The 24781-nt window shown below is 41.0% G+C and carries 14 protein-coding genes and 1 pseudogene; 12 read left to right on the top strand and 3 right to left on the bottom strand.

The annotated features are described in order from the left end of the window. The first annotated feature begins 123 nt into the window (after positions 1–123). The 11 genes and pseudogenes from M472_RS27495 (at position 124) to argH (ending at position 18800) form a co-directional block, all read left to right on the top strand. Positions 124–3504 (top strand): TonB-dependent receptor, encoded by a 3381-nt coding sequence (locus tag M472_RS27495; protein WP_021069056.1) that lies wholly within the window; start codon positions 124–126, stop codon positions 3502–3504. 12 nt (positions 3505–3516) lie between these two features. Next, complete coding sequence (locus M472_RS27500; RefSeq protein WP_021069057.1) at positions 3517–5349, top strand: RagB/SusD family nutrient uptake outer membrane protein; 1833 nt, start codon at positions 3517–3519, stop codon at positions 5347–5349. Positions 5350–5361: 12 nt separating this feature from the next. Then, a complete protein-coding gene (locus M472_RS27505; protein WP_081643086.1) occupies positions 5362–6321 on the top strand; it encodes a DUF5017 domain-containing protein in 960 nt (319 codons plus the stop codon). A 7-nt stretch (positions 6322–6328) separates the two neighbouring features. Next, a complete protein-coding gene (locus M472_RS27510) occupies positions 6329–7771 on the top strand; it encodes a sialate O-acetylesterase (protein WP_021069059.1) in 1443 nt (480 codons plus the stop codon). A gap of 2 nt (positions 7772–7773) precedes the next feature. After that, positions 7774–9774: an SUMF1/EgtB/PvdO family nonheme iron enzyme gene (locus M472_RS27515; protein ID WP_021069060.1), complete on the top strand. Its 2001-nt coding sequence runs from the start codon at positions 7774–7776 to the stop codon at positions 9772–9774. A 25-nt stretch (positions 9775–9799) separates the two neighbouring features. Continuing rightward, positions 9800–10888 carry a hypothetical protein gene (locus M472_RS27520; protein ID WP_021069061.1) on the top strand — a complete coding sequence of 363 codons (1089 nt, stop codon included), beginning with the start codon at positions 9800–9802 and terminating at the stop codon, positions 10886–10888. 12 nt (positions 10889–10900) lie between these two features. Further along, positions 10901–13273, top strand: coding sequence for an alpha-glucuronidase family glycosyl hydrolase (locus M472_RS27525; RefSeq protein ID WP_021069062.1), 2373 nt, complete (start codon positions 10901–10903; stop codon positions 13271–13273). Between the two features lie 172 nt (positions 13274–13445). Continuing rightward, positions 13446–14834 carry an FISUMP domain-containing protein gene (locus tag M472_RS27530; protein WP_021069063.1) on the top strand — a complete coding sequence of 463 codons (1389 nt, stop codon included), beginning with the start codon at positions 13446–13448 and terminating at the stop codon, positions 14832–14834. A 63-nt stretch (positions 14835–14897) separates the two neighbouring features. Continuing rightward, positions 14898–16006, top strand: a pseudogene (locus M472_RS27535) (SGNH/GDSL hydrolase family protein). 13 nt (positions 16007–16019) lie between these two features. Further along, positions 16020–17303: an exo-alpha-sialidase gene (locus M472_RS27540; protein WP_021069066.1), complete on the top strand. Its 1284-nt coding sequence runs from the start codon at positions 16020–16022 to the stop codon at positions 17301–17303. Positions 17304–17468: 165 nt separating this feature from the next. Continuing rightward, positions 17469–18800: an argininosuccinate lyase gene (gene argH, locus M472_RS27545; protein WP_021069067.1), complete on the top strand. Its 1332-nt coding sequence runs from the start codon at positions 17469–17471 to the stop codon at positions 18798–18800. 781 nt (positions 18801–19581) lie between these two features. On the opposite strand, the gene M472_RS27555 is transcribed toward argH, so the two are convergent. Next, complete coding sequence (locus M472_RS27555) at positions 19582–20073, bottom strand: dihydrofolate reductase (RefSeq protein WP_021069069.1); 492 nt, start codon at positions 20071–20073, stop codon at positions 19582–19584. 53 nt (positions 20074–20126) lie between these two features. Beyond that, the gene (locus M472_RS27560) at positions 20127–20948 is read right to left on the bottom strand and encodes a thymidylate synthase (RefSeq protein WP_021069070.1); all 822 of its coding nucleotides are present in this window, start codon (positions 20946–20948) and stop codon (positions 20127–20129) included. Between the two features lie 197 nt (positions 20949–21145). On the opposite strand from M472_RS27560, the gene mtaB reads away from it, so the two are divergent. Continuing rightward, positions 21146–22465 (top strand): tRNA (N(6)-L-threonylcarbamoyladenosine(37)-C(2))-methylthiotransferase MtaB, encoded by a 1320-nt coding sequence (gene mtaB / locus M472_RS27565; protein WP_021069071.1) that lies wholly within the window; start codon positions 21146–21148, stop codon positions 22463–22465. Between the two features lie 44 nt (positions 22466–22509). Here mtaB and M472_RS27570 read toward each other — a convergent pair whose 3' ends face one another. Then, positions 22510–24771: an inorganic phosphate transporter gene (locus tag M472_RS27570; RefSeq protein ID WP_021069072.1), complete on the bottom strand. Its 2262-nt coding sequence runs from the start codon at positions 24769–24771 to the stop codon at positions 22510–22512. Between the last annotated feature and the right edge of the window lie 10 nt (positions 24772–24781).

Here is a 24781-nt window from a genome sequence, read left to right on the forward strand (position 1 = left end):
GACTAATTAAAGATCATCTTGTATAATCAGTTATAAATTAAACCTAACATTCAAATGTATAAAAAAAGTACTGCATTTCGCTGCAGGAGGTATACACATTTTCATATTAAAATATTTCGTTTTATGAGATTACTGACCATTATGGTGATGGCGGCTGTTATGCATGTTAATGCAGGCATTATGGCTCAAGGTATTGATCTTCAATACAAAAATGTGAGCTTAGAAGAAGCCTTCATCCAATTGCAAAAGCGTAGTGGCTATGACTTTCTTTATAGTGCACAATTGCTTAAAAAGGCAAACCCAGTCACTATCGCTGTCAAGAATGCCAGCATCACTGATATAATGGACCAGTTGATGGCCAACCAGCCCTTGACATACGTCATTAATCGAAAAACGATATCGATCAAGTCGAAGCCTCAGCAGTCTACCATAGCTATAACCGGTAAAGTGACTGATGAGAAAAACGAGCCGTTGACTGGAGTCACTGTTCAGATAAAGGGGAAATCAAACAGTGTGGTTACCAATAGTCGAGGGCTTTATGAGGTTAAAGTGGAAGGACAGAATGCCGTTCTGGTCTTTAGTTATTTGGGCTATACATTGCAAGAGAAACCTGTGGGAGCCAATAAAATAATCAACGTACAGCTTGTTCAGGAGCCTTCTAAGCTCAACGAGGTGGTGGTCATCGGTTATGGCGAACAAAGCCGCCGCGATCTGACAGGGGCAGTAGGCGAAGTGCCTCCTGAAGCTATGTTGCAAGCTCCTGTAATCTCTTTTACAGAAGCACTGGCAGGGCGAGTTGCCGGTGTCTCTGTATCAGCTATTGATGGGCAACCGGGAGGAGATCCTAATATTGTCATTAGGGGAACCAACTCCATAACACAAAGTAATGCTCCACTGTATGTTATCGATGGCTTTCCAATTGAAGATTTCAATGCGGCATCCCTTAACATGGAAGATATCAAAACCTTCAACGTGTTGAAAGATGCGTCGGCAACAGCCATTTATGGATCAAGAGGTGCCAACGGTGTTATTGTTATAGAGACAAAGAAAGGCTTGGAAGGGAAACCTGTCATTGAGTTTGGTACTTCAATAGGTATGGCAAATGTGACTAAGAAAATGGAAATGATGGATTCCTATGACTTTGTTAAATATCAGTTGGACCTTAATCCCACTGCAGCGGCAAGTTCCTATTTAAGGGAGAAAACACTAGAAAACTATCGTAGTATCAAAGGCGTCGACTGGCAAGATCAGATTTTTAAGAGGTCTCTTATCCAAAGTTATAGCCTTGCTGTCCGAGGAGGAAACAAGGATACAAAATACGCAATCTCGGGATCTGTTTTTAAGCAACCAGGTGTAGTCCTGAGCACAGGTGCCGATAGATACCAATTACGCGTTAATATCGATCAGAATTTAAGTAAGAAGATACAGCTTACACTAAACAGTAACCTGGCTTATAACCGTAATTATGGTTCGCTAATAGCAGCAGGCGATGGAGGTACTACCTCTTCCTTTCTTCTCTTCCGTACCTGGGGCTTCAGACCCATAACAGGCAACGGGCTAAATCTGTTAGATGAGGTGAGCGATCCTGAAAATATTTCAGGGGCGGATGTCCGTCTTAATCCATACATAACAAGTAAGAATGATTATACGCGCCGTAATACACCTTCAGTGATTACTAATCTAGGCTTAAAGTATAACCTCATGCGTGGGTTACAATTGAAAGCAATGGGAACCGTAAAATATACCCAGGAGAAGCAACATATTTTCTTTAATTCGATGACAACACAGGGATCTCCTTTGAATCCAAATAACAGTTATGGAGTCAATGGTTCTGTTCGTAATTCAGACTCTTTTACATGGGATGGGCAGATAACGTTAAATTATAACCGTAATCTAAGTGGGGGACATAAGTTAGGATTTATGGGAGGAGGCTCTTTGCAGCAACGTATGTTTGAGCAGTATGGCTATACTGGTTTTAATCTTTTGTATGAACAATTGGTTATGTCAGGATTGGATACAGGCGATTTGAACAATGCATTAGCATTACAGACTGATCATAGTTTAGCATCCTTTTTTGGCCGTTTCAACTACGGTTACAAATCAAAATATCTTGCCACTGTAACCTTCCGCGCGGATGGCTCTTCGAAGTTTCCCAACCATAGGTGGGGATATTTTCCATCGGCAGCACTCGCATGGAATATACATGAAGAAGACTTTTTAAAGGATGTGGATGCGATTACTTCTTTCAAATTGAGAGGAAGCTATGGAGCCACAGGTAATAACAGAGTAGATGATTTTGCTGCCTATTCTCAGATGTCTGTTGCCGTGCCACGCGAAAATCCTTCTTATTCCTTTAATAATGGTGCACCTGGTCGGGGATTAGTGTCCACAGTATTAGGTAATAACTTTTTGAAATGGGAAACAACATGGCAGACAGATATTGGGTTTGATATTTCGGCTTTTAATGACCGAGTAGGTTTAACGGTAGATTATTACAAAAAAGATACCCGCGATCTGTTATTGCAAGCAGAGGCTCCCAGAACTATGGGATTCCCGTCCATTATGAAAAACGTAGGTCGGGTGCAAAATAGTGGTATTGAAGTCACGCTTAATACGATCAATATAAAAAAGAAAGACTTCGATTGGAATACCAGCTTTAATATCACATTCAATAAAAATAAAGTTGTTGAATTAGTCGATGGGACCAAAAACATGTTTACCAATGTTAGTTTTTTTGCAGACTACAATGCGACCAACCTATACGTAGCTACCATTGGTAAACCGATCGGCTTATTTTATGGGTATGTATTCGATGGGGTATACCAATACAGTGATTTCGAAAATACAGCACCCGGCGTATATGTGTTAAAGGCAGATGTGCCGAGTAACGCATCACAGGCGGACCGGATCAATATTCAACCAGGGGACATTAAATATAGAGACCTAAATGGCGATGGGGTTGTCAATGACAACGACGTAACAATTATTGGTAATGGTACCCCTATACATGTGGGCGGTATCAACAATAGTTTTAGGTACAAGAACATTGATCTTAGTTTTTTGATGCAATGGTCTTATGGTGGCGATGTGTATAACGCAAATAGACTTTTGTTTGATGGCAACGCGATTGGCGGGAAGGATTTGAACCAGTATGCGAGTTATAGCCAACGATGGACTCCAGAAAACAACTCCAATACCTATTATCGGGCAGGAGGTCAGGGACCGGGAGGCCGGTACTCGTCGCGCGTCATCGAAGATGGCTCCTATATCCGTCTTAAAACAGTTTCATTGGGGTATAATCTGTCCAAAAATCTGACCGATAAGTTAGGAATAAGCAGTTTACGTCTTAATGTTTCTGCCCAGAATCTACTGACGTGGACCAAATATTCCGGGATGGATCCAGAGGTTTCAACAAGAGGGAAGAATCCGCTTACACCAGGCTTTGATTATTCAGCTTATCCAATAGCAAGAACCATTGTTTTTGGATTGAATCTTAATCTTTAATAGTTGCAAAAAATGAGAAAAAAGATAGTATTATACAGTTTAATGTTGTTCACGACGCTGACAGGTTGCGATAAATTCCTGAGTACCGAACCTAAGGATTTTGTAGCACCAGAGACGGCTTTCAATACAAAGGAAGCAATACAGCAAGGTCTTAACGGAGTCTATTCTGTGCTCGGGCAGGACAAGTTGTACGGCATGAATATGATTATTTACCTTGGATTAGATGCAGATGATGGCCATCAGGCCCAAGTTTCTCAATTGACACGTTCAGGGCCACATATCTATAATTTTTCAGCTACAGATACCTACGTTTTTTATTTCTGGGAATGGCTTTATAAAGGAATTACAAGAGCAAATGTATTGTTAAAATACGTGAACAGTAACACCGAAATTGAAGAGTCTTTTAGAAACTCCATTAGAGGAGAGGCTTTAACTTTACGCGCTTATTATTACTTCCTTTTGACAACCTACTTTGGCGATGTGCCTTTGATGACAGAACCATCAGAGGACCCCATTATGACTTCTATTGATAGGACAGATTCCAGAAAAGTATATGAGCAGATTATAGCCGATTTGACAGCCGCTGAAAGCTTAGTCCTTGATATCCGTGATATAGGATTTGGAGGCCGTATTAGTAAATCCGCTGTACGTGCACTTGCTTCACGGGTGTGTTTGCATTGGGCGGGTTTTCCGTTGAAAGATGAGAGCAAGTATGTCGATGCTAGGAATTGGGCATTAAAGGTAATTAATGATGCAGAAGCTGGGCATGCGCTGAATCCATCTTATTCTGATGTATTTATCAAATTGGCAAAAGACCAATACGATATTAAGGAGAATATCTGGGAGGTCGAATTTTACGGTACTTCGGCATCAACCTTTGATGAAACTGGATATTTGGGAAGATATATTGGCCCTAACTCTGCGGTAGGATCATCTATTGGAAGATGTCAGGGCTTGATATTGACTAGTGGTGTGTTGCGGGATAAATACCCCATAGATGATGCCGAGGACTCGCGCAAGTCTTGGAACATAGCCAATTTTACTTATAATAATGATGGAACCAAAAATATGCTCACTAGTGTAGGTTATCTAAATTGGTTCCAGCGGCATGTAGGAAAATATAGACGTGAATATTGGCCGCACCCTGAATCCAATGCTACTTCCATAAATTATCCACTCATTCGTTACTCTGATGTGCTTCTTATGTTTGCTGAAGCTGAAAACGCAATTAATGGACCAAGTGAAGATGCGGTGGAAGCAGTTAATAAGGTTAGACAAAGGGCACAAAGTTCAGGTGTGAAAGCGTTTCAGATTACCAATCCGGGGACAGGTTATACTTCGGCTCCCACAGTGACTTTTACAGGTGGAGGTGGAAGCGGTGTGTCAGTCAAGGCGACGGTTAATGGAGGTTCTGTGACTGGGTTTACATTTACTGCAGATCCTGTTTTAGGCTTAACGAATGGCACAGGATACACCTCTGCACCAGCGGTTTCTATACAAGGTGGTGGTGGAACAGGGGCGCAGGTGCAGGCCATATTGTATAACAAATCAGAAGCTAATGTTCCTAATACCGCAATCGCGTCCAAAGAAACATTTTTAGCATTTATTCAGGATGAACGGTCCCGTGAGCTTTGCTTCGAGGGGCTTCGGCGCAATGATTTGCTACGTTGGGGAATATTCTACGAAAAGATGCATGGCGTATACAACTTGCTTTTACAGAATGCACCTACAGCTTGGTTTTTACCAAACTATGGAAATGTTGTTGATGAAAAGCATGATATATGGCCTATTCCAAGCTCGGAGATTGCAAGAAACCCACAGTTAACTCAAAACAAACATTGGTAAAACGTAGATAACATGAATATAAATAAATATATCTTTTTCGGATTAAGCGTGTGTCTTAGCGTGTTTTCTTCGTGTAAGAGATTAGAAATGGAGATTGAAAAACCTTCTTTTGAAGTTGAGGTTATTCAGGATGAGTATAATGCAGGTGAACCAGTATTGTTTAAAATAGCTTCTACAGCAGATTATATTAATTTTTACTCGGGGGAGTTATTCTCTGATTATGCACATAAAGAAGGGAGAGTTGCTGAACCTGGCTGGGAAAATATAGTGTCTTTCGATAGTCAGATTACGGCAGGAAGTCAAAAAGACCAGCTTTCTGTCCTCGTATCAAGCGATTTTAATGGGGATTATAATTTTGATAATATCAAGAGTACAGCTTGGACTGACGTTACGGACTGGTTTGCATTAGCAACTGGAAATAGTATTATTTCTTCAGGAGCGCAGAGCCTATATCCCTTATCGAAGGATGGTAGGCCTCTGTATTTTGCTTTTCGCTATGTTACAAAATTTCAAAGTATCAATGGTAATGCTAGCAGGTGGGTTGTTTCCAACTTTAAAGTTCAGAACAAGAGTGTCGATGCCGGTGATTTAGAAATCATCAATACAAACAATGCCGGCTTTAGACTAGTAGACCCCTTTGCGCTGACTCATGTACCTTCGCGGACTACCGTTTCCAAAAGCCAGATTTCTATGCAGGGTAATTTCTATGGACCGGATGATAATGGCGTGAAACAGGTTGAAGATATCGAGACAGAACATTGGGTGGTATCCAAGCCCTTTACTTTAGGAGAACCTTTTCAATTAGGACCTGATAAACCAATATCGATCAAGAACTATGCAACGGCTCCTGTAAAAGAATACAGCTATACTTTTGAGAATCCTGGAACATATTATGTGACTTTCGTGGCATCCAACCAAAGCCAGGATAACAAGCAGGAAATTGTACGGACATTGAAAGTTGTGGTAAAATAGATAACATATGAAGAAACTATTATTATTTAATCTTTTGTTGGTTATAGTAACAGCAAATATTTCTATTGGTTATTCTAAAGTCAAGCTCCCTCGCCTAGTGGGAGATGGAATGGTGTTGCAGCGTAATGTTAAGATTCCTATATGGGGATGGGCTGATTCTCTGGAGATTGTTGAAGTGAGTTTTAAGGGTAAAAAGTATAAAACCCAGGCTGATCAGAGCAAACGTTGGTCGATTCAATTGGAGTCTGCAGAAGCAGGAGGCCCTTATCAGATGACTGTAAAGGGGATTGACAGTGAGTATACTATTAGCGATATCTACATCGGTGACGTTTGGTTGTGCTCAGGACAGTCTAATATGAATTGGAGGATGAAGCAAATCGAGCCAGCATATTCTCTGCAACCAGAAGATAACTTTACTGCGATCAGACATATAGAAGTAGGGCGTAAAGGAACTAATACCCCTGAAGACGACATCTTATCTATAGGCTGGCGCAAAGCAACGCCCGAACAGTTGCCCGCTTATTCGGCTGTAGCTTATTTTTTCGCAAAGGAACTGCACCAAAAGCTCAATGTTCCCATCGGTTTGATCTCAGCTAGTTGGGGAGGTGCCACAGCAGAGTCCTGGGCGAGTCAGGAGGCATTAACCGAATTTCCCCATTATTTAGCGCGCTTTGACAGTATACAGGATCCGGAGAAAGTAAAAGTGCTTACAGCGAAGAAAGAACTCCAGGTACACCATGAACCCATTATGTTATATAATGGAATGATAGCTCCCGTTGTCAATTATGGGATGAAGGGCGTAATCTGGTACCAAGGTGAGTCAAATGTCAGTAAAGCAGAAGAATATAAACACCTTATGCCTGCATTGGTAGAAAATTGGCGCAAAAAAATCGGACAGGGAAATATCCCCTTTTTGTTTGTCCAATTGGCCAATTATAAGGCATACAATCCAAAAATGGTAAAAAGTGAGTGGGCCGAATTGAGAGATGCACAATTGAACAATTGGAAGACTATTCCCAACTCAGGAATGGCCGTTGCTATAGATGTTGGTGAAGCTAAAGATATACATCCCAAAAACAAATGGACTGTGGGACAAAGGTTAGCATTATCAGCACAATATATCGCCTACGGCAATAAGCAAGTAGTTTACTCAGGGCCGATTTATAAGGAGCTAAAAATTGTTGGAAATAAGGCTAGATTATCTTTTGATCATTTAGGATCAGGCCTTTCGACGCGTAATAATGAGGCTTTATCTGGATTTTATATCGCTGGAGCCGATGGCAACTTTGTACCAGCGACTGCCGTAATTGTAAAGGATAAAGTAGAAGTCTCAAGCACAGAGGTCTCAAGTCCTGTTAGCGTAAGATATGCTTGGCAGGACAATCCGGAAACGAGTAATCTTATTAATAAGGAGGGACTACCGGCTTCACCGTTTAAAACAGATCGTTAGTTATGGGAAAGAATAAATTAATGAAGCTGTTATTTGGTATTGTTTTAATTTTCCATTCGGGGCAATTTGTATATGCACAGCATGTCAATTCCATCGGTTTGGAAATGGTCGATATCAGCCCAGGATATTTTTTGATGGGGAGTGCCGGTTACGGTAAGGACTATGACGAATCGCCTGCCCATAAGGTACAACTGACGGGGGCGTTTCGTATAGCAGCTACCGAAATCACGAACAAGCAGTACGAGACCTTTCAAGCTTCGCATCGGGCTTTACGGGGTAAAAATGGTTTTTCTAATGAGGATGATGAAGCTGTTATCTATGTGAGTTACCACGATGCGGTTGCTTTTTGCGAGTGGCTGTCTAAGAAAGAAGGTAAGAACTACCGCCTTCCGACAGAGGCGGAATGGGAGTATGTATGCAGAGCTGGTACCATGAGCCCTTATGCAATAGGCGATCGGGTACTGCCGAAAGCAATGGAAAAAAATCAAGTGGTAAGTTGGGACCCGAAGGTTGTTTCTCTCCGTGTTAAGCAATCTGCACCCAATCAGTGGGGGATATACGATATGCATGGCAATGTAGAAGAATGGTGTCTAGATCATTATGGCGCTTATAGTGATAATGTGGCATTAGATCCCGGGGGCTATAAAGAGGGCATATATCGTGTCACACGGGGGGGAAGTCATAATACACCTGTTGAATTTCTTCGTTCAGCAAATAGGAGTGCACTTATACCTGAAGATAGAACGATGTTTACGGGATTCCGAGTGGTAGAAGTGAGGACAGATACTAAGCTTACCTTTCAAGAAAGTCAGAGCGTGAATACGCCGAGCAATGCTCCAAAGAAGAATTGGAGTATAATGCAGAAGCCGGTCTTTGAGGAGCCTATCTCTTTTGTGAAAACAGATTCATTAGGTATACAAAAAGGACTGTTTTATCATAACCACTGCCCAGCGGTCACCTGGACACCAAATGGTGATCTATTAGTTGTTTGGTTTTCTACAGATGATGAAAAGGGACGCGAAATGACAGTCCTGTCAAGCAGATTGAAGGAAGGTACTACTAGTTGGACCTCACCGTCTCTATTTTTTAATGTGCCGGATAGGAACATGACAGGCTCTTCCCTTTTTTATGACCAGGAAGCAGACGTGATTTATCATACGAATGGTGTCGAAGCCGCAGGGACATGGAAGAATTTAGCTCTTGTACTTCGGGAGAGCAGGGATAACGGTTTTACATGGACAAGTCCCGTTTTTGTAAATCCTGAGCATGAGGTCGGCAATCAGGTTATCGCTGGAATGTTTAAGACAGCCAAAGGTTATCTAGTACAGGTCTGTGACGCGACGCCAACGGTACGGGGAGGGTCTATTTTACATATCTCCAAAGACAAGGGTAAGACCTGGTCTTCATCGGATAAAAATCGAGATCTAATTCCTCAATACAGCGAGCATGGAACAGGGAATAAAATCGCTGGTATCCATGCAGGAGTTGTTGAGTTGAAAGATGGGAGACTACTGGCATTAGGACGCGATGACAATATCAAGAAGGACGGTAAGAACTATATGCCGATGAGTATCTCGGATGATCTTGGCGGGACTTGGAGATATGCCGCGAGCGAGTTTCCTCCTATATCAAGCGGACAACGCTTAATTCTTAAAAGGTTGAATGAAGGAGCACTATTGCTGATTTCATTTACAGATGGCAGAATTGACGTAGAACATCGACAGGGAATGCCGTTTATGGGGCCGGAAGGAAGCTATATCGGTTACGGAATGTATGCGGCAGTATCCTACGATGAAGGGAAGACATGGCCTATCAAGAAGCTCATAACCGATGGTAAAGAACGTTACCTCTATGGTGGAGCATTTACGGGACATTTTAAGATGGATCAATATCATGCAGAACCTAAGGGCTACCTCGCGTTGACACAGACACCGGATAATATTATCCATCTCTTTAGTAGTGCGTTGCACTACCGTTTTAACTTACAATGGCTAACAAAATAATTAAATCTAATAAACCCAAATTATCATGAAAAAATGTTTTTTAACGACTCTAGGAATCGCTTCAGCGATACTTGTTTCAACTAATATAGTTTTAGCACAAGCAAAGAAAATCACCCAGGGCAACTTGGTAATATATAGGATTGGAGATGCCAATTCCAGTGGTGATATCAATAGTGATAAAGCCTGTCCGATTTACCTGGACGAATATAAGCTTTCAGTTGATAAAGCTGATCTGGTACAATCTATCGCATTACCTTCAGACAAAAGCGGTGCAAATAGACGAATTACAGCTATCGGAAGAGACATCCTTTCGGGATGGATCAGTCTTTCTGATAACGGAAAGTATATCGTGGTGCCGGGTTATGATGCCCCACTAGGGGAGACTGTTGTCAATAAGTCATCGGCAGTAGTGAATAGAGTTGTTGCTCTTGTCGATATTGATGGCAAAGTGAATTCTGAAACTACGGCAAACAATCCATTTAGCGAAAATGCATACCGTAGCGCGGCTTCTATAGATGGGACAGATGTATGGATGTCCGGGGGAGGTGTCGCAGGAAATGGAGGCCTTTTCCATTTGACTAAGGGAACTAATCAAGGTACACACATAGGAGGAATGAGTATTCGGCAGATTCGATTTTATGCAGGCGATTTGTTCATGGGGGACGGGGCACGTCTCTACCGTGTCAGTGCGAAAAATAGTACAACTCCGGGAACTAAGTTTGCGAATATAACAGGAGATCCCCGCTTTAAAAATGGGACGGGTTTCATAATCGTTAACCTGGCCGGGAAAGACCAGCCGGCAAAGAATGTCGCTTATGTAATGACATTTCAGGAAGGGATATTTAAGTATTCGCAGGTAGGTAATAAGTGGGTTTTCAATGGTGAGTATACTGACTTGAAAAATCTGACCGGTGTCGAGGCTAAAGAAGAAAATGGCAAAGCTAAGCTATTTATAATCTCAAGCGCCAATACGCGAGGTGGAGATGGTGTTTTGTATGAGATAGCGGACATGTCTGGTCATAATGAAGATATTAATATGGGAGCATCCAAGGTGTTGGCAAAGTCCAATACAGGACAGACGTTTAGAAGTCTCGTATGGGCACCTAGTAATTAACCAAAGGTGCATATGAAAAATTGGAGAAAGATAGTTGTGCTCTTTCTAGGAATTTTAGGCACAATTGTTCGTAGCCATGGACAAGAGCCCTCCTATACGGGAATAGACATTGTTGTTCTTGATAATCAGGATGCCTTAATTCAGCAAAGTGCAACAGTACTTTCTGAAGAGATTGCAAAAAGGTCCACTGTAGCTATTCGGATGGTGTCGAAGCCTGAGTCATTCAAGAAGGGAGTGCTAACGATTTTTGTCGGTACAGAAAAATCGGCAAAAGCAAGAGTAGAAGGAAGCAACCACGAATTAGATGCTTTACCAAAGATCGGTAAAGACGGCTTTAAGGTAAAAAAAAACGACAAGCGAAATACATTACTTATTATCGGACATGATAGTAGAGGCTGTCTATATGGTGTGGGGCATGTACTTCGTAAGATACAGATGAAGGATAAGAATGTCGATTTAGCTTTGTTAAAGGCGATTTCGTCTACTCCCAGCAAACCGATACGTTCTCAAGGGCTGCACATCCATAAAAAAGGAGTAAACGAACCTTGGGGGATAGCTTACTTTGAGCAGTATGTTCGTGATCTGGCTTTATTTGGTATGAATGTCGTGCAGCTTTCTACAGATATCACAGCATCACAGATAGCGGCAAGCAAAAAATACGGTATGGAAGTCTGGCTGTACGATCCATGCGATAACAACAACAAAGCAAATGGTTACTATACGACAGAGGAGGGATTGAAATTGCAACTGGAACGTAGAAGAGAACGTTTGCGTAAACTGCCTCATGTTGATGCGATATTTGTTCCTGGGGGAGATCCCGGGACCCTGAAGCCAGCGGAGTATTTTGGCTACCTTGACGTTCTGAAAGGATTGTTGAATGAAATACAGCCTAAAGCAAAAATCTGGGTGTCGATGCAATCTTTTCATATGACACAGGAATGGGTAGATACTTTTGTCCATAAAACCAATGAGAGAAAGGAATGGCTGGGTGGTTTTATTTTTGCGCCTTGGGGCAAGGTACCGATGTCCGAAATGCGTTCATATCTGCATCCTTCAGTCCAGATGGTAACTCTACCGGATATTTGTCATCCGATGAACTCACAGTATCCAGTTCTTAATCTGGATATGGCTTTTGCTATGACTTATGGAAGATCCAGTATTAATCCGTTGCCCGCCATGCAAAAGCACATCCATAATCTGTACAGCGATTTAAACGCAGGAAGTATCACTTATTCCGAAGCAAATTATGATGATTTGAATAAGTTTATTTGGAGCGACCAGGAATGGGATGCCTCTACAGATGTACGGGTGACATTACAAGATTACGCACGGTTATTCCTAGGTATACAAGATGTAGATCTATTTGTAAGGGGGGTAGAAGGCTTAGAAAAGAACTTTGATGGTCCACTTATAACTAATTCGTCGACTATTAGTCAGACCCTGAAGCTTTGGCAGGATCTGGAGAAAACAGTAGGTAAAGGAACGTTGGATAATCCAAGATTTCAAATGCTCTTGTTCAAGGCATATTATGATATGTATCAGAGTGTAAGGCTGGTCTATGAAACAGAGTCGGAAGCCCTGGCCCTGGGCGAACTAACTAAAAATAAAGCGCTTGGAATCGAGACCGTAATCAGTAATGCAAAGCGTTTTCTCCATAGACGTAATGTGGATGAATTATTTAACAGTTATAAAAATAAGTGTCATCAAATCTATAGCGCCAATGCTAAAACAGGAACGTTGAATATTGGAGATAATTATCGGTGGCTTATGGAAATTCAGCCCATGTCGAGTTCTCGAAATATTGATTTTCCATTAAATAATAAGGAATGGCTACTGGATCAATTCAGTAAAATTGAAAGTATGTCGTCCGAAATAGAGCAAAGGGAGGCATTGGGTAAAATTGTAAACCGTACCTCCGTCGGCAGTCAGGAGTATTATGATAATCTAGGCTCTCCGGAATCATTAATGCGAATTCAGGGTTTAGAAAATTGGGCTACCGATCCGGGCACTCTTAAAACGCCGCGTGTTTACTTTGGAAGTACGGAAGCTAAAATACCATTGGCCCAAAGACGCCAAATTTCGGGTTTATACGACACACCGGTCACTGTTAGGTACGATAACCTGGACAAAGGTAGTTCCTATATTATTCGTATAGCTTATGGAGGTGTGTTCAAGAACCAGAAAATCCAATTGGTAGTGGATGGACACACGTTGCACGACTACCAGGTCCCAGACAAATCACGTATATACGAGTTTGAAATTCCGAAAAAGCTAACATTAGATGGGGGGATCAACCTCACATGGAAAGCAGAGGAAGGACAGACGATATCTCAGATAGCCGAAGTTTGGATTCTGAAAAAAAAGGATACAGTACTACAAGTATGAAATAAGATAAACTCACAAATAGCGTATCCATGAAATAGTAACCGATTCGCCGGCTGGCGGATCACCAAGTAATTATTTACATATGAAATATCCATGTAGTACAGGCTGCACAAAGACGAGTGAAAATACTTTGGATATTCCATATGGCCGTTAAAAGACAAATTATTTACATATGAATATGAGAGTAAAAACAAGAATATGTAGTTATGCTATTTTAGGTGTACTGCTCTGCTTTTTTTATGCGTGTAAAAAAGACAAGGATGTCGATTTAGTCGCTAAAGAAGGACAATCGCTAGAACAAATAGTCTATGCTGATGATATACAAGGGACAGATGAAGTGTTCTTTGCAACAACGGGGGAATGGACCTCTAGTATTGCGCAGACTTCTGATTCGAATGAGCCAAATTGGATTTCTACCTCTTCAGACCATGGTATTGAAGGAAGCCATATCGTGCGGATAGATTTGAAACGCAATCGTACCGGGCAACGTCGGTCCGCAGTTATTACATTCTCGAGTGGTAATTCTAAGTTGCTTGTGCGTGTCACTCAAGAAGCGACTTTGGAAAATGGAGAATTTCCTCAGGATGGGCCTGATATCGTTGTGGATGATGAAACATTACTGAGTCAAACCATTGAAGGTAATATAGAAAATGCCCTTCCTGTTACTTTTACCACGAGCGATTCGTGGAATGCGAGAGTGGAGGATGCTGATTTTACAGGTGTTCCGAGTTGGATCCGTCTTTCTCGTTACGAGGCAGGGAAGGGAACGCATACCTTGCAGTTTATGTTGCAGCAAAATATTTCTGAGGAAGAACGTTTGGCATTAGTGACTATACAGAGTGGTGATTCTGAAATTCGGATTGTGATTACACAGAAAGGAGCAGAACCAACAACAGGTACCGTCACCGACGTGGAAGGGAATAGCTATCCAACTAAGCGTTTTGGGAATCGATGGTGGATGTTAAAAAACTTACAGACGACCAGATATAAAGATAATATCGCTATTGCGAATGCAAGTACTAATGCGGGATGGAATGCCATCACCTTTGAGGCTATTGGTGGATATAGCACACGGATCAACACACCGTTTATATACTACACATTTGGTGTGGTCAATACAGGGAGGTTATGTCCTGAAGGGTGGCGTGTTCCAACAGAAAGTGATTTAATAGAGCTGTTCGACTATGTGAAGACTACGTATGGAGGTGGTACGAGCTTTCTAAAAGAACTGGCTGATAATAACAGTGGAATCGCAGATAATTGGACGGGCAGTAGTACTGTTGGCGCTATCGGTAATAACGCCGTTGCAACAAATAATGCGAGTGGGTTTAGTATGGCAGCAGTACGGCATCGTAATGCAGGTACCGCAGGCGGAGGTGACGGTGCATTTTCCGGTAGTGGTCAATATGCAGGTCTATGGACAGCAACATCTAGTTCTGCTAATAATGCCCGGGTTTTTATCCTGCATTATTCCTACCATAAAGGTACTACTAATTATTTACAGGGAGCTTCTAAATCGACAGGGTATTCGTGTCGTTGCGTTAGGGATTCTTCGAAGTAGATAAGTCATTTTATCCCTATACTATTTATGATGTAGTATAGGGATAGCAAAACATAGAATATGATGAATAAACAGTTTTTTATTTTACTTTATAGTTTTTCTTGTTGGGTTTCCCTACTGAATGCGCAGGAATATCCAAACTTTCGATGGATTGATTTTCAGGCTGACAAAACTGTCGTTGTACAAGGGCAGGGGTGGGGAAATGACGTAGTAAATAGGTTCGATCGGTTTCCCGGAATTTATAAGGATTCCGTAAGGCAGGACGTATGGAGGCTTTCCAGAAACTCTTCCGGGATTTATGTTGATTTTACAACCAATAGTGATAGCCTTGTGCTGGAGTATAAATACGGAGGCAAAGAATCCTTGAAGAATATGTCTTCGATAGGCGTGTCAGGAATGGATATGTATGCCAAGATGGGCTCGGGTAGATGGATTTGGGTGAAAGGAAAATATGTTTCCTTTGAAAAGGATAAGATGCAGTTGCTATTTGATGGTTTAGGTAATGATAAGGTGTTGTTTTATCGTTTGTACTTCCCTTTGTATAATACTATCTCTGATTTCCAATTTGGAATTAGGCGTAATGCGAATATCATATGGAAGTCTAATCCCGAAGCGCCGATTATTATTTATGGAACTTCAATCGCCCAAGGGGCCTCTGCATCCCGGGCTGGACTGTCGTGGAGCGCTATTCTGGGCCGAGAGACTCGTAGTCCCATTATTAATCTTGGATTCTCCGGAAATGGAAGGCTGGAGAAAGAGTTGGTTGATCTGATTGCGAAAAAAAAGCTTCAATCTATATTATTGATTGTTTACCAAATCTTGTCGCATTTAAAGATGAAGATGTTTATCAACGACTGGTATATGCATTGAATAGGCTAAGAATGGAAAATCCCACCACTCCAATAATCTTTACCGAGCATGCTATCGCAACAATTGAATTGGTCAATGATGCATCGCAAACAGATTATGTGCGGGTAAACCGTAATTTTAACAGATTTATAAAGGACCAGGTAGAAGGTAAAGATAGTAATGTCTACGTTTTGAAAGCAGAAGAGATTAATTTAGGCGTTAATAGTACTATCGATGGGGTTCATCCTTCCGATCTAGGTATGACACAATATGCAGAGGCCTATCTGCGATTAATAAACAGGATTACTGCACTAAAAAAATAACCAACCTATAAACATGAATATACTAAAAAGCTTAATAGACGGTAAACATAGAGAAGGAAGGCGGAAATTTATCCGGCAGATTGTTCTTTCCTCATTTGCACTGACATCTGGCCGTGCCTTAATGTCGTGTACTAAAGGAGGCAATGAGGATGAAGAGACCTTTATACCTGAACCAACACCTGTTGAAACGGATCCTCAGGTGAGTATCAGCAATGGGTTATTTAACCAAAGTAAAAAGGATAATTTAGGGTTGCAGTATTTGGATGGCACAGAGCAGATTATGGTGTTCCGTCCTGATCAGCCGTTGGATATGAAGTTTAATAACCATCCGCAGCTTGTGGAGTTCAAGGGTAAGTTGTACGCGACATGGGTGGGGCATCCCTTACATGAAACGAGCGAAATCTCTTATGTGTACTACAGTTACTCGTCCAACGGGACGACCTGGGAAAAACCGATACAGGTTGGACCTGCGAATAGAGCAAGTGGAGGCTGGCTTACAGACGGGAATCAGTTGCACTGTCTATTGATTGCTGGAGATAAAGCTAATAAAACATCAATTACAGAGTATTGCTCTTCTACTGACGGGATAGCTTGGACAGAGCCAAAAGTATTGATCCGGAACGCTGCCCCTAGTGAGAGCGCGAGAAGACTGCCTAATGGGCGTTATATTATGATATGCCATGGTTTGGGTACAGATGCTTTTAAAGAGGTTCGGGGAACGCGGATTATGTATTCTGATTCGAAGGATGGACTTTCTGATTGGAAGCAAGCTCTATTACCAGACTTGCGTGATTATAATGTCAATAGCAATGAAAAAGTTGCACGCGCTGTCGAGGCTAGTTTTTTTGGACGATTGGAAGGAGAGCTGGTTATACTTTTTCGGGATTTGTATTTTGATGCGGCACCACGTACATGGAAATTGTTGGCCGCGGTAAGTCAGGATAATGGGGCGACATGGTCGAAACCGACGTTGACTAATATCCCTGATTCAGATTCCATGCAATGTGCTGGAAATCTCAGTGCTTCTGTCTCCTATTTTGTCAATAACCCAGTCCCTACGAGAAGACGTGTTCCCTTGACGGTTACATTAAGTAAAAACGGTAAGCTATTTAACAAGTCATTTTTGCTACGCGATGTTCCGCAACCAAGACGCTATGATGGAATAAGTAAAACTGAGGGCTATAGCTATCCAGGAAGCTTCGTCTGGAAAGGCTATTTGTATGTCGCCTACGCTACAAATAAAGAAGACGTTGAGATTACACGGATTGCAGTAGATAAACTGATTGCTCAAGTTTAGGTGCTGAGATTGTGCTTATTGGCGTCGTAAAGAGACACTGTTCTGAATGTAAAGGAATATCGCTAGGTTTGTAGTCTGGCTAAATGATAAGAAGAATAGCTGTTTTTTACTACTTACTTGCGAAAATGTGTTATTTTTACGACACTTTAAGATAACTTGAATTGAATGAAAATTTGGCAAAAAAATATAGATGTAGATTCCTTTGTCGAATCTTTTACTGTAGGTAACGATCGCGAAATGGATCTGCAACTTGCAGAAGCTGATGTTTTGGGATCTTTGGCGCATACGCGTATGCTACATAGTATCGATCTGATGACTATGGAAGACCTTAACGCAGTGCAGCAAGAGCTTAAACATATTTATAAAGAGATACAGAATGGTGCCTTTGTGATAGAAGAGTGTGTAGAGGATGTCCATTCACAAGTCGAAATGATATTGACACAGCGAGTGGGGGAGGCAGGGAAAAAGATACATTCGGGACGCTCCCGTAATGACCAGGTATTGGTCGATCTCAAGCTTTATTTTCGCTCTGAGATACAACGTGTATTCAGTAATACAGAGCTTCTTTTTAAGCAACTTTTACACTTAAGCGAGCAACATAAAAATGTCTTGATGCCGGGGTATACGCATTTGCAAATAGCGATGCCATCTTCTTTTGGGCTTTGGTTTGGAGCTTATGCAGAGAGTTTGGTCGATGATCTGCATCTGTTGAAGGCTGCCTGGACTGTGAGTAATAAGAACCCTTTAGGTTCAGCCGCAGGCTATGGTTCTTCTTTTCCGCTGAATCGAACGATGACAACGGAGCTATTGGGGTTTGAAGACCTTAATTATAATGTCGTATATGCACAGATGGGAAGAGGTAAGACTGAGCGTATCGTCGCACAGGCGATGAGTTCTATAGCCGCTACGCTGGCCAAATTTGCCATGGATGTGACGTTGTACATTAATCAAAATTTTGGGTTTATTTCTTTTCCTGCGCATTTGACTACAGGGTCTAGTATTATGCCACACAAAAAAAACCCCGATGTATTCGAACTCATTCGGTCTCGATGTAATAAGATACAAGCTTTGCCCAACGAGATCGCTATGATGACTACGAACCTGCCAATGGGATATCATCGGGATCTACAGCTGTTAAAGGAAAATTTGTTCCCAGCTTTTCAATCCTTGAATGATTGCTTGGAAATAGCAACCTTTATGTTGGAACATATCTCGATAAAGGAAAATATACTGGACGATCCAAAATATGACTACTTATTCAGTGTAGAAGTTGTTAATAACGAAGTGCTACAAGGTGTACCATTCCGTGAAGCGTATAAGAATATTGGGCTCGCTATTGAAGAGGGGACATTCAAGCCTGAAAAAAAGGTACAGCATACACACGAAGGCAGTATTGGTAATCCGTGCAACGATCATATTAAGCGGATGTTTGAAGAGGTCAAAGCGCAGTTTGGTTTTGAAAAGGTCGAAAAGGCACTGAATGATTTACTGAAATAGAATTTTGAACTAAATATAACAATCCCTGTCTGAGCAATCGGATGGGGATTTTTTGTGTCACAGAAGAGTTTTGTTTATTTTAATATATGTTAAAATGTTTTATGTTCAGCGCTTTGTGTTTTTTGGTATTTGCGTTGTGATATCATCAGTAATGTATTTATTACCTAAAAAAGTGCTAAAAAGTGATTGGTTCTTCGGAATCAGTGATCTCTTCTTCCAAAAATGTGACTATTGTTTAGCTCTTAGTGATTTGTTGCTGATGAAGAGTATTCACTTTATTGCATCGATTGATCACATGTTGATGAGTTGTACCTACCCTTTGGTGGAAAGTAAACACATAGTCTGATAAAGTTATCACTATTGTGTGCCAAGGGGCTCATGTTTGTTATTAATTGATTTCTTTTTGCTAAAGACTAGTTCCTTATAGCAGAATGGTGGTCACCAGTTGGTAGAATGCAAGTCCTCAACACTAGGGAGTGACTACATTTTCCTAAAAAGTATTTATCTGTTATTATCAAGTGACTGCTATTCCATAACAAGTAGTAATTGTGTCCTAAGAAGTGTTCACTTTTTTTGAAAATGTGAACACATGTTAGCTTATTGTGGTTACTCTTCATAAACGTACATACAGATCGTACGAAATTGTGTTCACCTATAGTCAATAGGTGAACACTCGTCGCTGAAAGGTAATCACTAGTCAGTGAGGAGTCTTCTCCAATCAGCGGGAAGTGATCACTGAAAGTGCGGGACTGTTCACTTTTTTCGACAGATATTTGTCGTTTTATTTCCTTTGCCATACCTCAAAGGTATAGTCGTAAACATGCTTTTCATCCTTATTATGTTTTTCCTGACTAATGAGTTCCCATTCAGTGGAAGGAAGCTCTGGAAAAAATGCATCTCCATCAATAGTCGCATGAACCCGGGTCAGTAATACACGTTGGGCAAGAGGAAGTACCTGTTGATAGATATTTGCTCCACCGATAATGAATATTTCTCGTTCATCACGGCAGTAGGTGAGGACATCTTGTAGGCTATTTGCAACGTCTATCTCTGGATTGTTGTATTGCTGATCTCTAGTCAATACAATATTTCGACGTTCGGGTAGTGGCTTTCCAATGGATTCAAATGTCTTACGTCCCATTATTACAGAATGGCCAAGAGTTGTCTTTTTGAAGTATTTAAAATCGTTGGGTAGGTGCCAAGGCATTTGATTGTTTTTACCTATAGCATTATTTTCTGCAGCGGCAACGATTAGTGTTATTTTGGTACTCACGAAGTAAAAATTAAAAAGTAAAAATTAAAAAAGTCTACACTTCGAAATATTCACTATACCGCTACTGGAGCTTTGATATGTGGATGGAACTCATAGTCCACTAATTCGAAGTCTTCGAATTTGAAATCAAAAATGTCTTTAACTTCGGGATTGATCTTCATTTGTGGTAGTGCTTTTGGTTCTCTCGACAATTGTAATTCGGTCTGCTCGAAGTGATTGCTGTAGATATGTGCGTCACCCAAGGTGTGGACGAAGTCTGCCACCTCCATATCACAGACCTGTGCAACCATCATGGTTAACAGGGCATAAGAAGCGATATTGAAAGGTACACCTAGGAAAATATCAGCACTCCTTTGGTACAGTTGACAGGAGAGTTGCGGTTTTAATAGTCCTTTCTCTGGTTGTGCTGGTGCTACGTTAAACTGGAAGAAGGCATGACATGGCGGAAGAGCCATACTGCCGATTTCAGCCACATTCCAAGCTGATACAATGATGCGGCGGGAGTCAGGTGTATTTTTAAGTTGTTGGATGATTTGCGCAATCTGGTCGATATGCCCACCGTCTGGAGTAGGCCAAGAACGCCATTGGGAACCGTACACTGGGCCTAAATTGCCATTTTCATCAGCCCATTCATCCCATATGCTTACGCCATTCTCTTTGAGGTACTGGATATTGGTCTCGCCTTTCAAGAACCAGATCAGTTCGTGGATGATAGAGCGAAGGTGTAGTTTTTTCGTCGTTACTAAAGGGAAGCCTTCTTTTAAATTGAAACGCATCTGATAGCCAAAAACACCACGTGTACCTGTCCCTGTTCTGTCTGTTTTGTCGACGCCCTCTGTATATACGTGTTGGAGTAAATCTAGATATTGTTTCATTTTTTTATCTTTTTTTGAACTGCCCTAAGGCAGATAATAATGATTTTTAGGAATATCCAAAGCTAAGGAAATTACAGCTAATGTTGAAATCCTTTAATTTATTACTGTCATTGCCATCTCATTTCTGCAATCTATTAATCGAAATATAAAATCTGAAATATCATATCTATAAAAATGTGTATTTTTGCAAAATTATCATGAATAAGAAAGTCGCTTTTTACACACTGGGATGTAAGCTGAATTTTTCAGAAACTTCCTCTATAGGTCGTATTTTTAAGAATGCGGGTTATGAAACTACACCTTTTAACTCACAGGCAGATGTGTATGTCATCAATACTTGCTCTGTGACGGATCATGCAGATAAGAAGTGTCGTAAGGTGGTGAAGGAAGCGCTTAAACATTCACCTAATGCTTATATTACGATCGTAGGTTGCTATGCACAATTGAAACCCAAGGAAATTTCGGAAATCCCTGGTGTGGATATGGTATTAGGTGCGGCGGAGAAATTTAATATTATTGAACATATTAATGATTTGACCAAGCAGGAAAAAGCTATTATTCATAACGCTCCTATAGACGAGACGAATCAGTTTGTATCTGCCTTCTCTATTGGCGATCGTACACGTACTTTCTTGAAAGTACAGGATGGCTGTGACTATTCCTGCACTTTTTGTACGATACCATTGGCCCGTGGCGCTTCCCGTTCTGGTAAAATAGAAGATATCGTGAAGCAGGCGGAAGAAATAGCATCTTCAGGAGTGAAGGAAATCGTATTGACGGGGGTGAATATAGGGGATTTTGGAATCCGTGATGGTAAGCGTCAAGATAAGTTTTTGGATCTGGTAAAAGCACTGGATGAAGTGGAAGGAATTGACCGTATACGTATTTCGTCTATAGAGCCGAATCTATTGGCCAATGAGGTGATTGAGTTTGTCGCTCAGTCGAAGCGTTTTGTGCCTCATTTTCACATGCCCCTGCAATCTGGTAGCAATAAGATATTAGCGAAGATGCGTAGACGTTATAAACGTGAATTATATGCGGAGCGGGTCGCGAAGATCAAAGCATTGATGCCCAATTGCTGTATTGGGGTAGATGTCATTGTGGGATTTCCGGGGGAGACAAGAGAAGATTTTATAGATACTTATAATTTCTTGAACGAGATGGATGTTTCTTATTTACATGTCTTCACCTATTCGGAGCGGGAAAATACCATAGCTGCGCAAATGGAAGGTGCGGTACCTGGGGCACAGCGTTCAGATCGTAGCAAGATGCTCCATATCCTATCAGAAAAGAAACGTCGTGCTTTTTATGAGGAAAACCTTACGGCAATGGGAGAGGTGCTATTTGAATCTGATATTAAAGATGGTTATATGCATGGTTTTTCTAAGAATTATGTAAAGGTACGTACGGAATATGACCCACTTTTAGTGAATGAAATCGTGCCGGTAAGGTTTGTTTCTATTTCGGAGAATGGAGAAGTTGATATTGAAGAGTTGCCCGAAATACTGACACATTAAATAAGAAAAGAAAAAAGCCCGCTAATGCGGGCTTTTTTCTTTTCTTATTTGATTTTCTTGTTATCTATTTTAAACTCTTCAAATTCCTTGTTCAGTCGAAGTAGTTTGAAGGTCGAACTAATAAGCTCATTGGTCTCCAATAATATCGAGAAATACAGTTTTGCATTTTTTGGACTGTTTTCAGTCGTACGGATATGATCAATCTGTTTGTCTACAAGATTGTTAATCACTTTTTGAAGTTGATCCCGCTGCTTCATTGTATTGTCAATTTTTAAGAATTCACGTCTCTTGTACATATTGTATACTTCGGCATACCAATTGCCCAATTCGTCAGCTACCAAGCGAAGGTCATTGCCTTGATAGTCTTTCAGTGACTTATGGTTGTTATCGACATGGTTATGTGCATTCGTGGCAATGACATAAAGGTTTTCGACAATATCTTGCAGATATCCTAAAGACATAATATAGAAGCGGCTACCCTTGGCCGAAGAATCATCTAAATTACGTATAAAACTATATAGGTTATCATTGGTAGAATCTAAATCTCTTAAGAACTTTTTTATAAGCTTTTTGTTCATAGATAGAGATGTTAGGTCATTTTTAATCAGACTGTCGACTATCTCTTTGTAGAAAATATTGGATTTTGCGAATACTTCACTTATTTGGTTTGAGCTAGCTTCTGTTACTTGTTGTAAGGTATGTATGTCTTCTTTGGCTAGTTTTAATTTCTTTTTGGCTTGTTCAGCAACTTTTTTCTTGTGGCTTTTCGCATTGAAAACCAATAGGATTGCCAAAAAGACAAGAGCACCTACAAACGTAATTATACCCCCTATCTTTAAAAGGTACGCTATTACAAATGCTCCAGCAAAGGCGCAGGCTGCAGTAAAGAACCAGCCTCCAATAACATGAAAAACTCCTGATACACGATAGACTGCACTCTCGCGATCCCAAGCACGGTCAGCAAAAGCAGTACCCATGGCAACCATAAAGGTTACGTAGGTAGTGGACAATGGAAGTTTCATAGAAGTTCCCAGCGCAATAAGACTACTGGCAACCATAAGGTTGACCGAAGCGCGTACCATATCAAACATAGGCTCGTCTGGCGTTTTCTTTTTTGTCGTCCGCTCATTTTCAAAAGAACGGTCTAAGCGTGCTTGGAGAGCCCTCGGCATTAAGAAACCTATGGCGTTCCCGATGCTGAGAAAACCACGTACGATCCATCTGGATAGCGTATTGGGTTGGAATTTTTCGGTGCTGGCATCTTGGCTAGTAAGACTCATTTCGGTTTCGATAACTGTTTTAGCCTTTTTGGATGTCCATAGTGTAATGATCATAATGGCTCCAGAGATAAATAATATCCAGACTGGAGCTACGATATCAGCCGAACCGAGTTCGTCCATCATATAGGTCTCAGGATTGCCGCCGGATGCTTGGAAAAAGCCAATAGCCTGTATCGCTGCGACCGGAACACCAATAAAGTTAACCAGGTCATTGCCTGCAAAAGAAAGTGCTAGTGCAAATGTACCTATACCAATAATGACTTTAAGGATGTTTATCTTTAGATGGGTCAATATGAAGCTGAAGGCGGTAAATAGGACAAAACTGCCTAATATCAGTAACAGCTCATGTGTATTGATCCAATCCTTGGTGGCTTTATCAATGAATGTAACACTTTTTAGTCCCTTAATGATAATAAAATAACTAATGGCTGCAAGAGCTACCCCGCCAAAGAATACACCAAAGGATTTCATTTTTCGTTCGAATTGAAATGTAAATATCAAACGAGAAACATATTGAACTGCCATACCAACGGTAAAGGATAATATAACAGACAATAATATACTAATGACAATTTCTGAAGCCTTTTCAGTATTGATATATTGAGATAGGCTAGACCAATCTCCTGTGGTCGTGGCTATTTTATATAGGCCAAGGCATACTGCACCCCCGAGTAGTTCGAATACGATGGATACTGTTGTGGAGGTGGGTAAACCAAAATAATTGAAGATATCCAATAAGATGATATCTGTAATCATCACAGCTAGGAATATGATCAACACATCATTGAAACTGAACATACTGGGGATGTAAATCCCGCTTCGTGCAATTTCCATCATACCACTGGAGAATACAGCTCCACATAGTATACCAGCACTTGCTAGGATCATGATCAGCCGAAAGGGAATGGCCTTTGATCCTATAGCTGAATTTAAGAAGTTAACAGCATCATTGCTCACTCCAACCATCAGGTCGATAATACCCAAGGTAATAAGTGTGATAATAACTAAATATAAATAATTGTCCATAGTTTTATTT

This window comes from Sphingobacterium paucimobilis HER1398 (assembly GCF_000416985.1).
Taxonomy (GTDB): domain Bacteria; phylum Bacteroidota; class Bacteroidia; order Sphingobacteriales; family Sphingobacteriaceae; genus Sphingobacterium; species Sphingobacterium paucimobilis.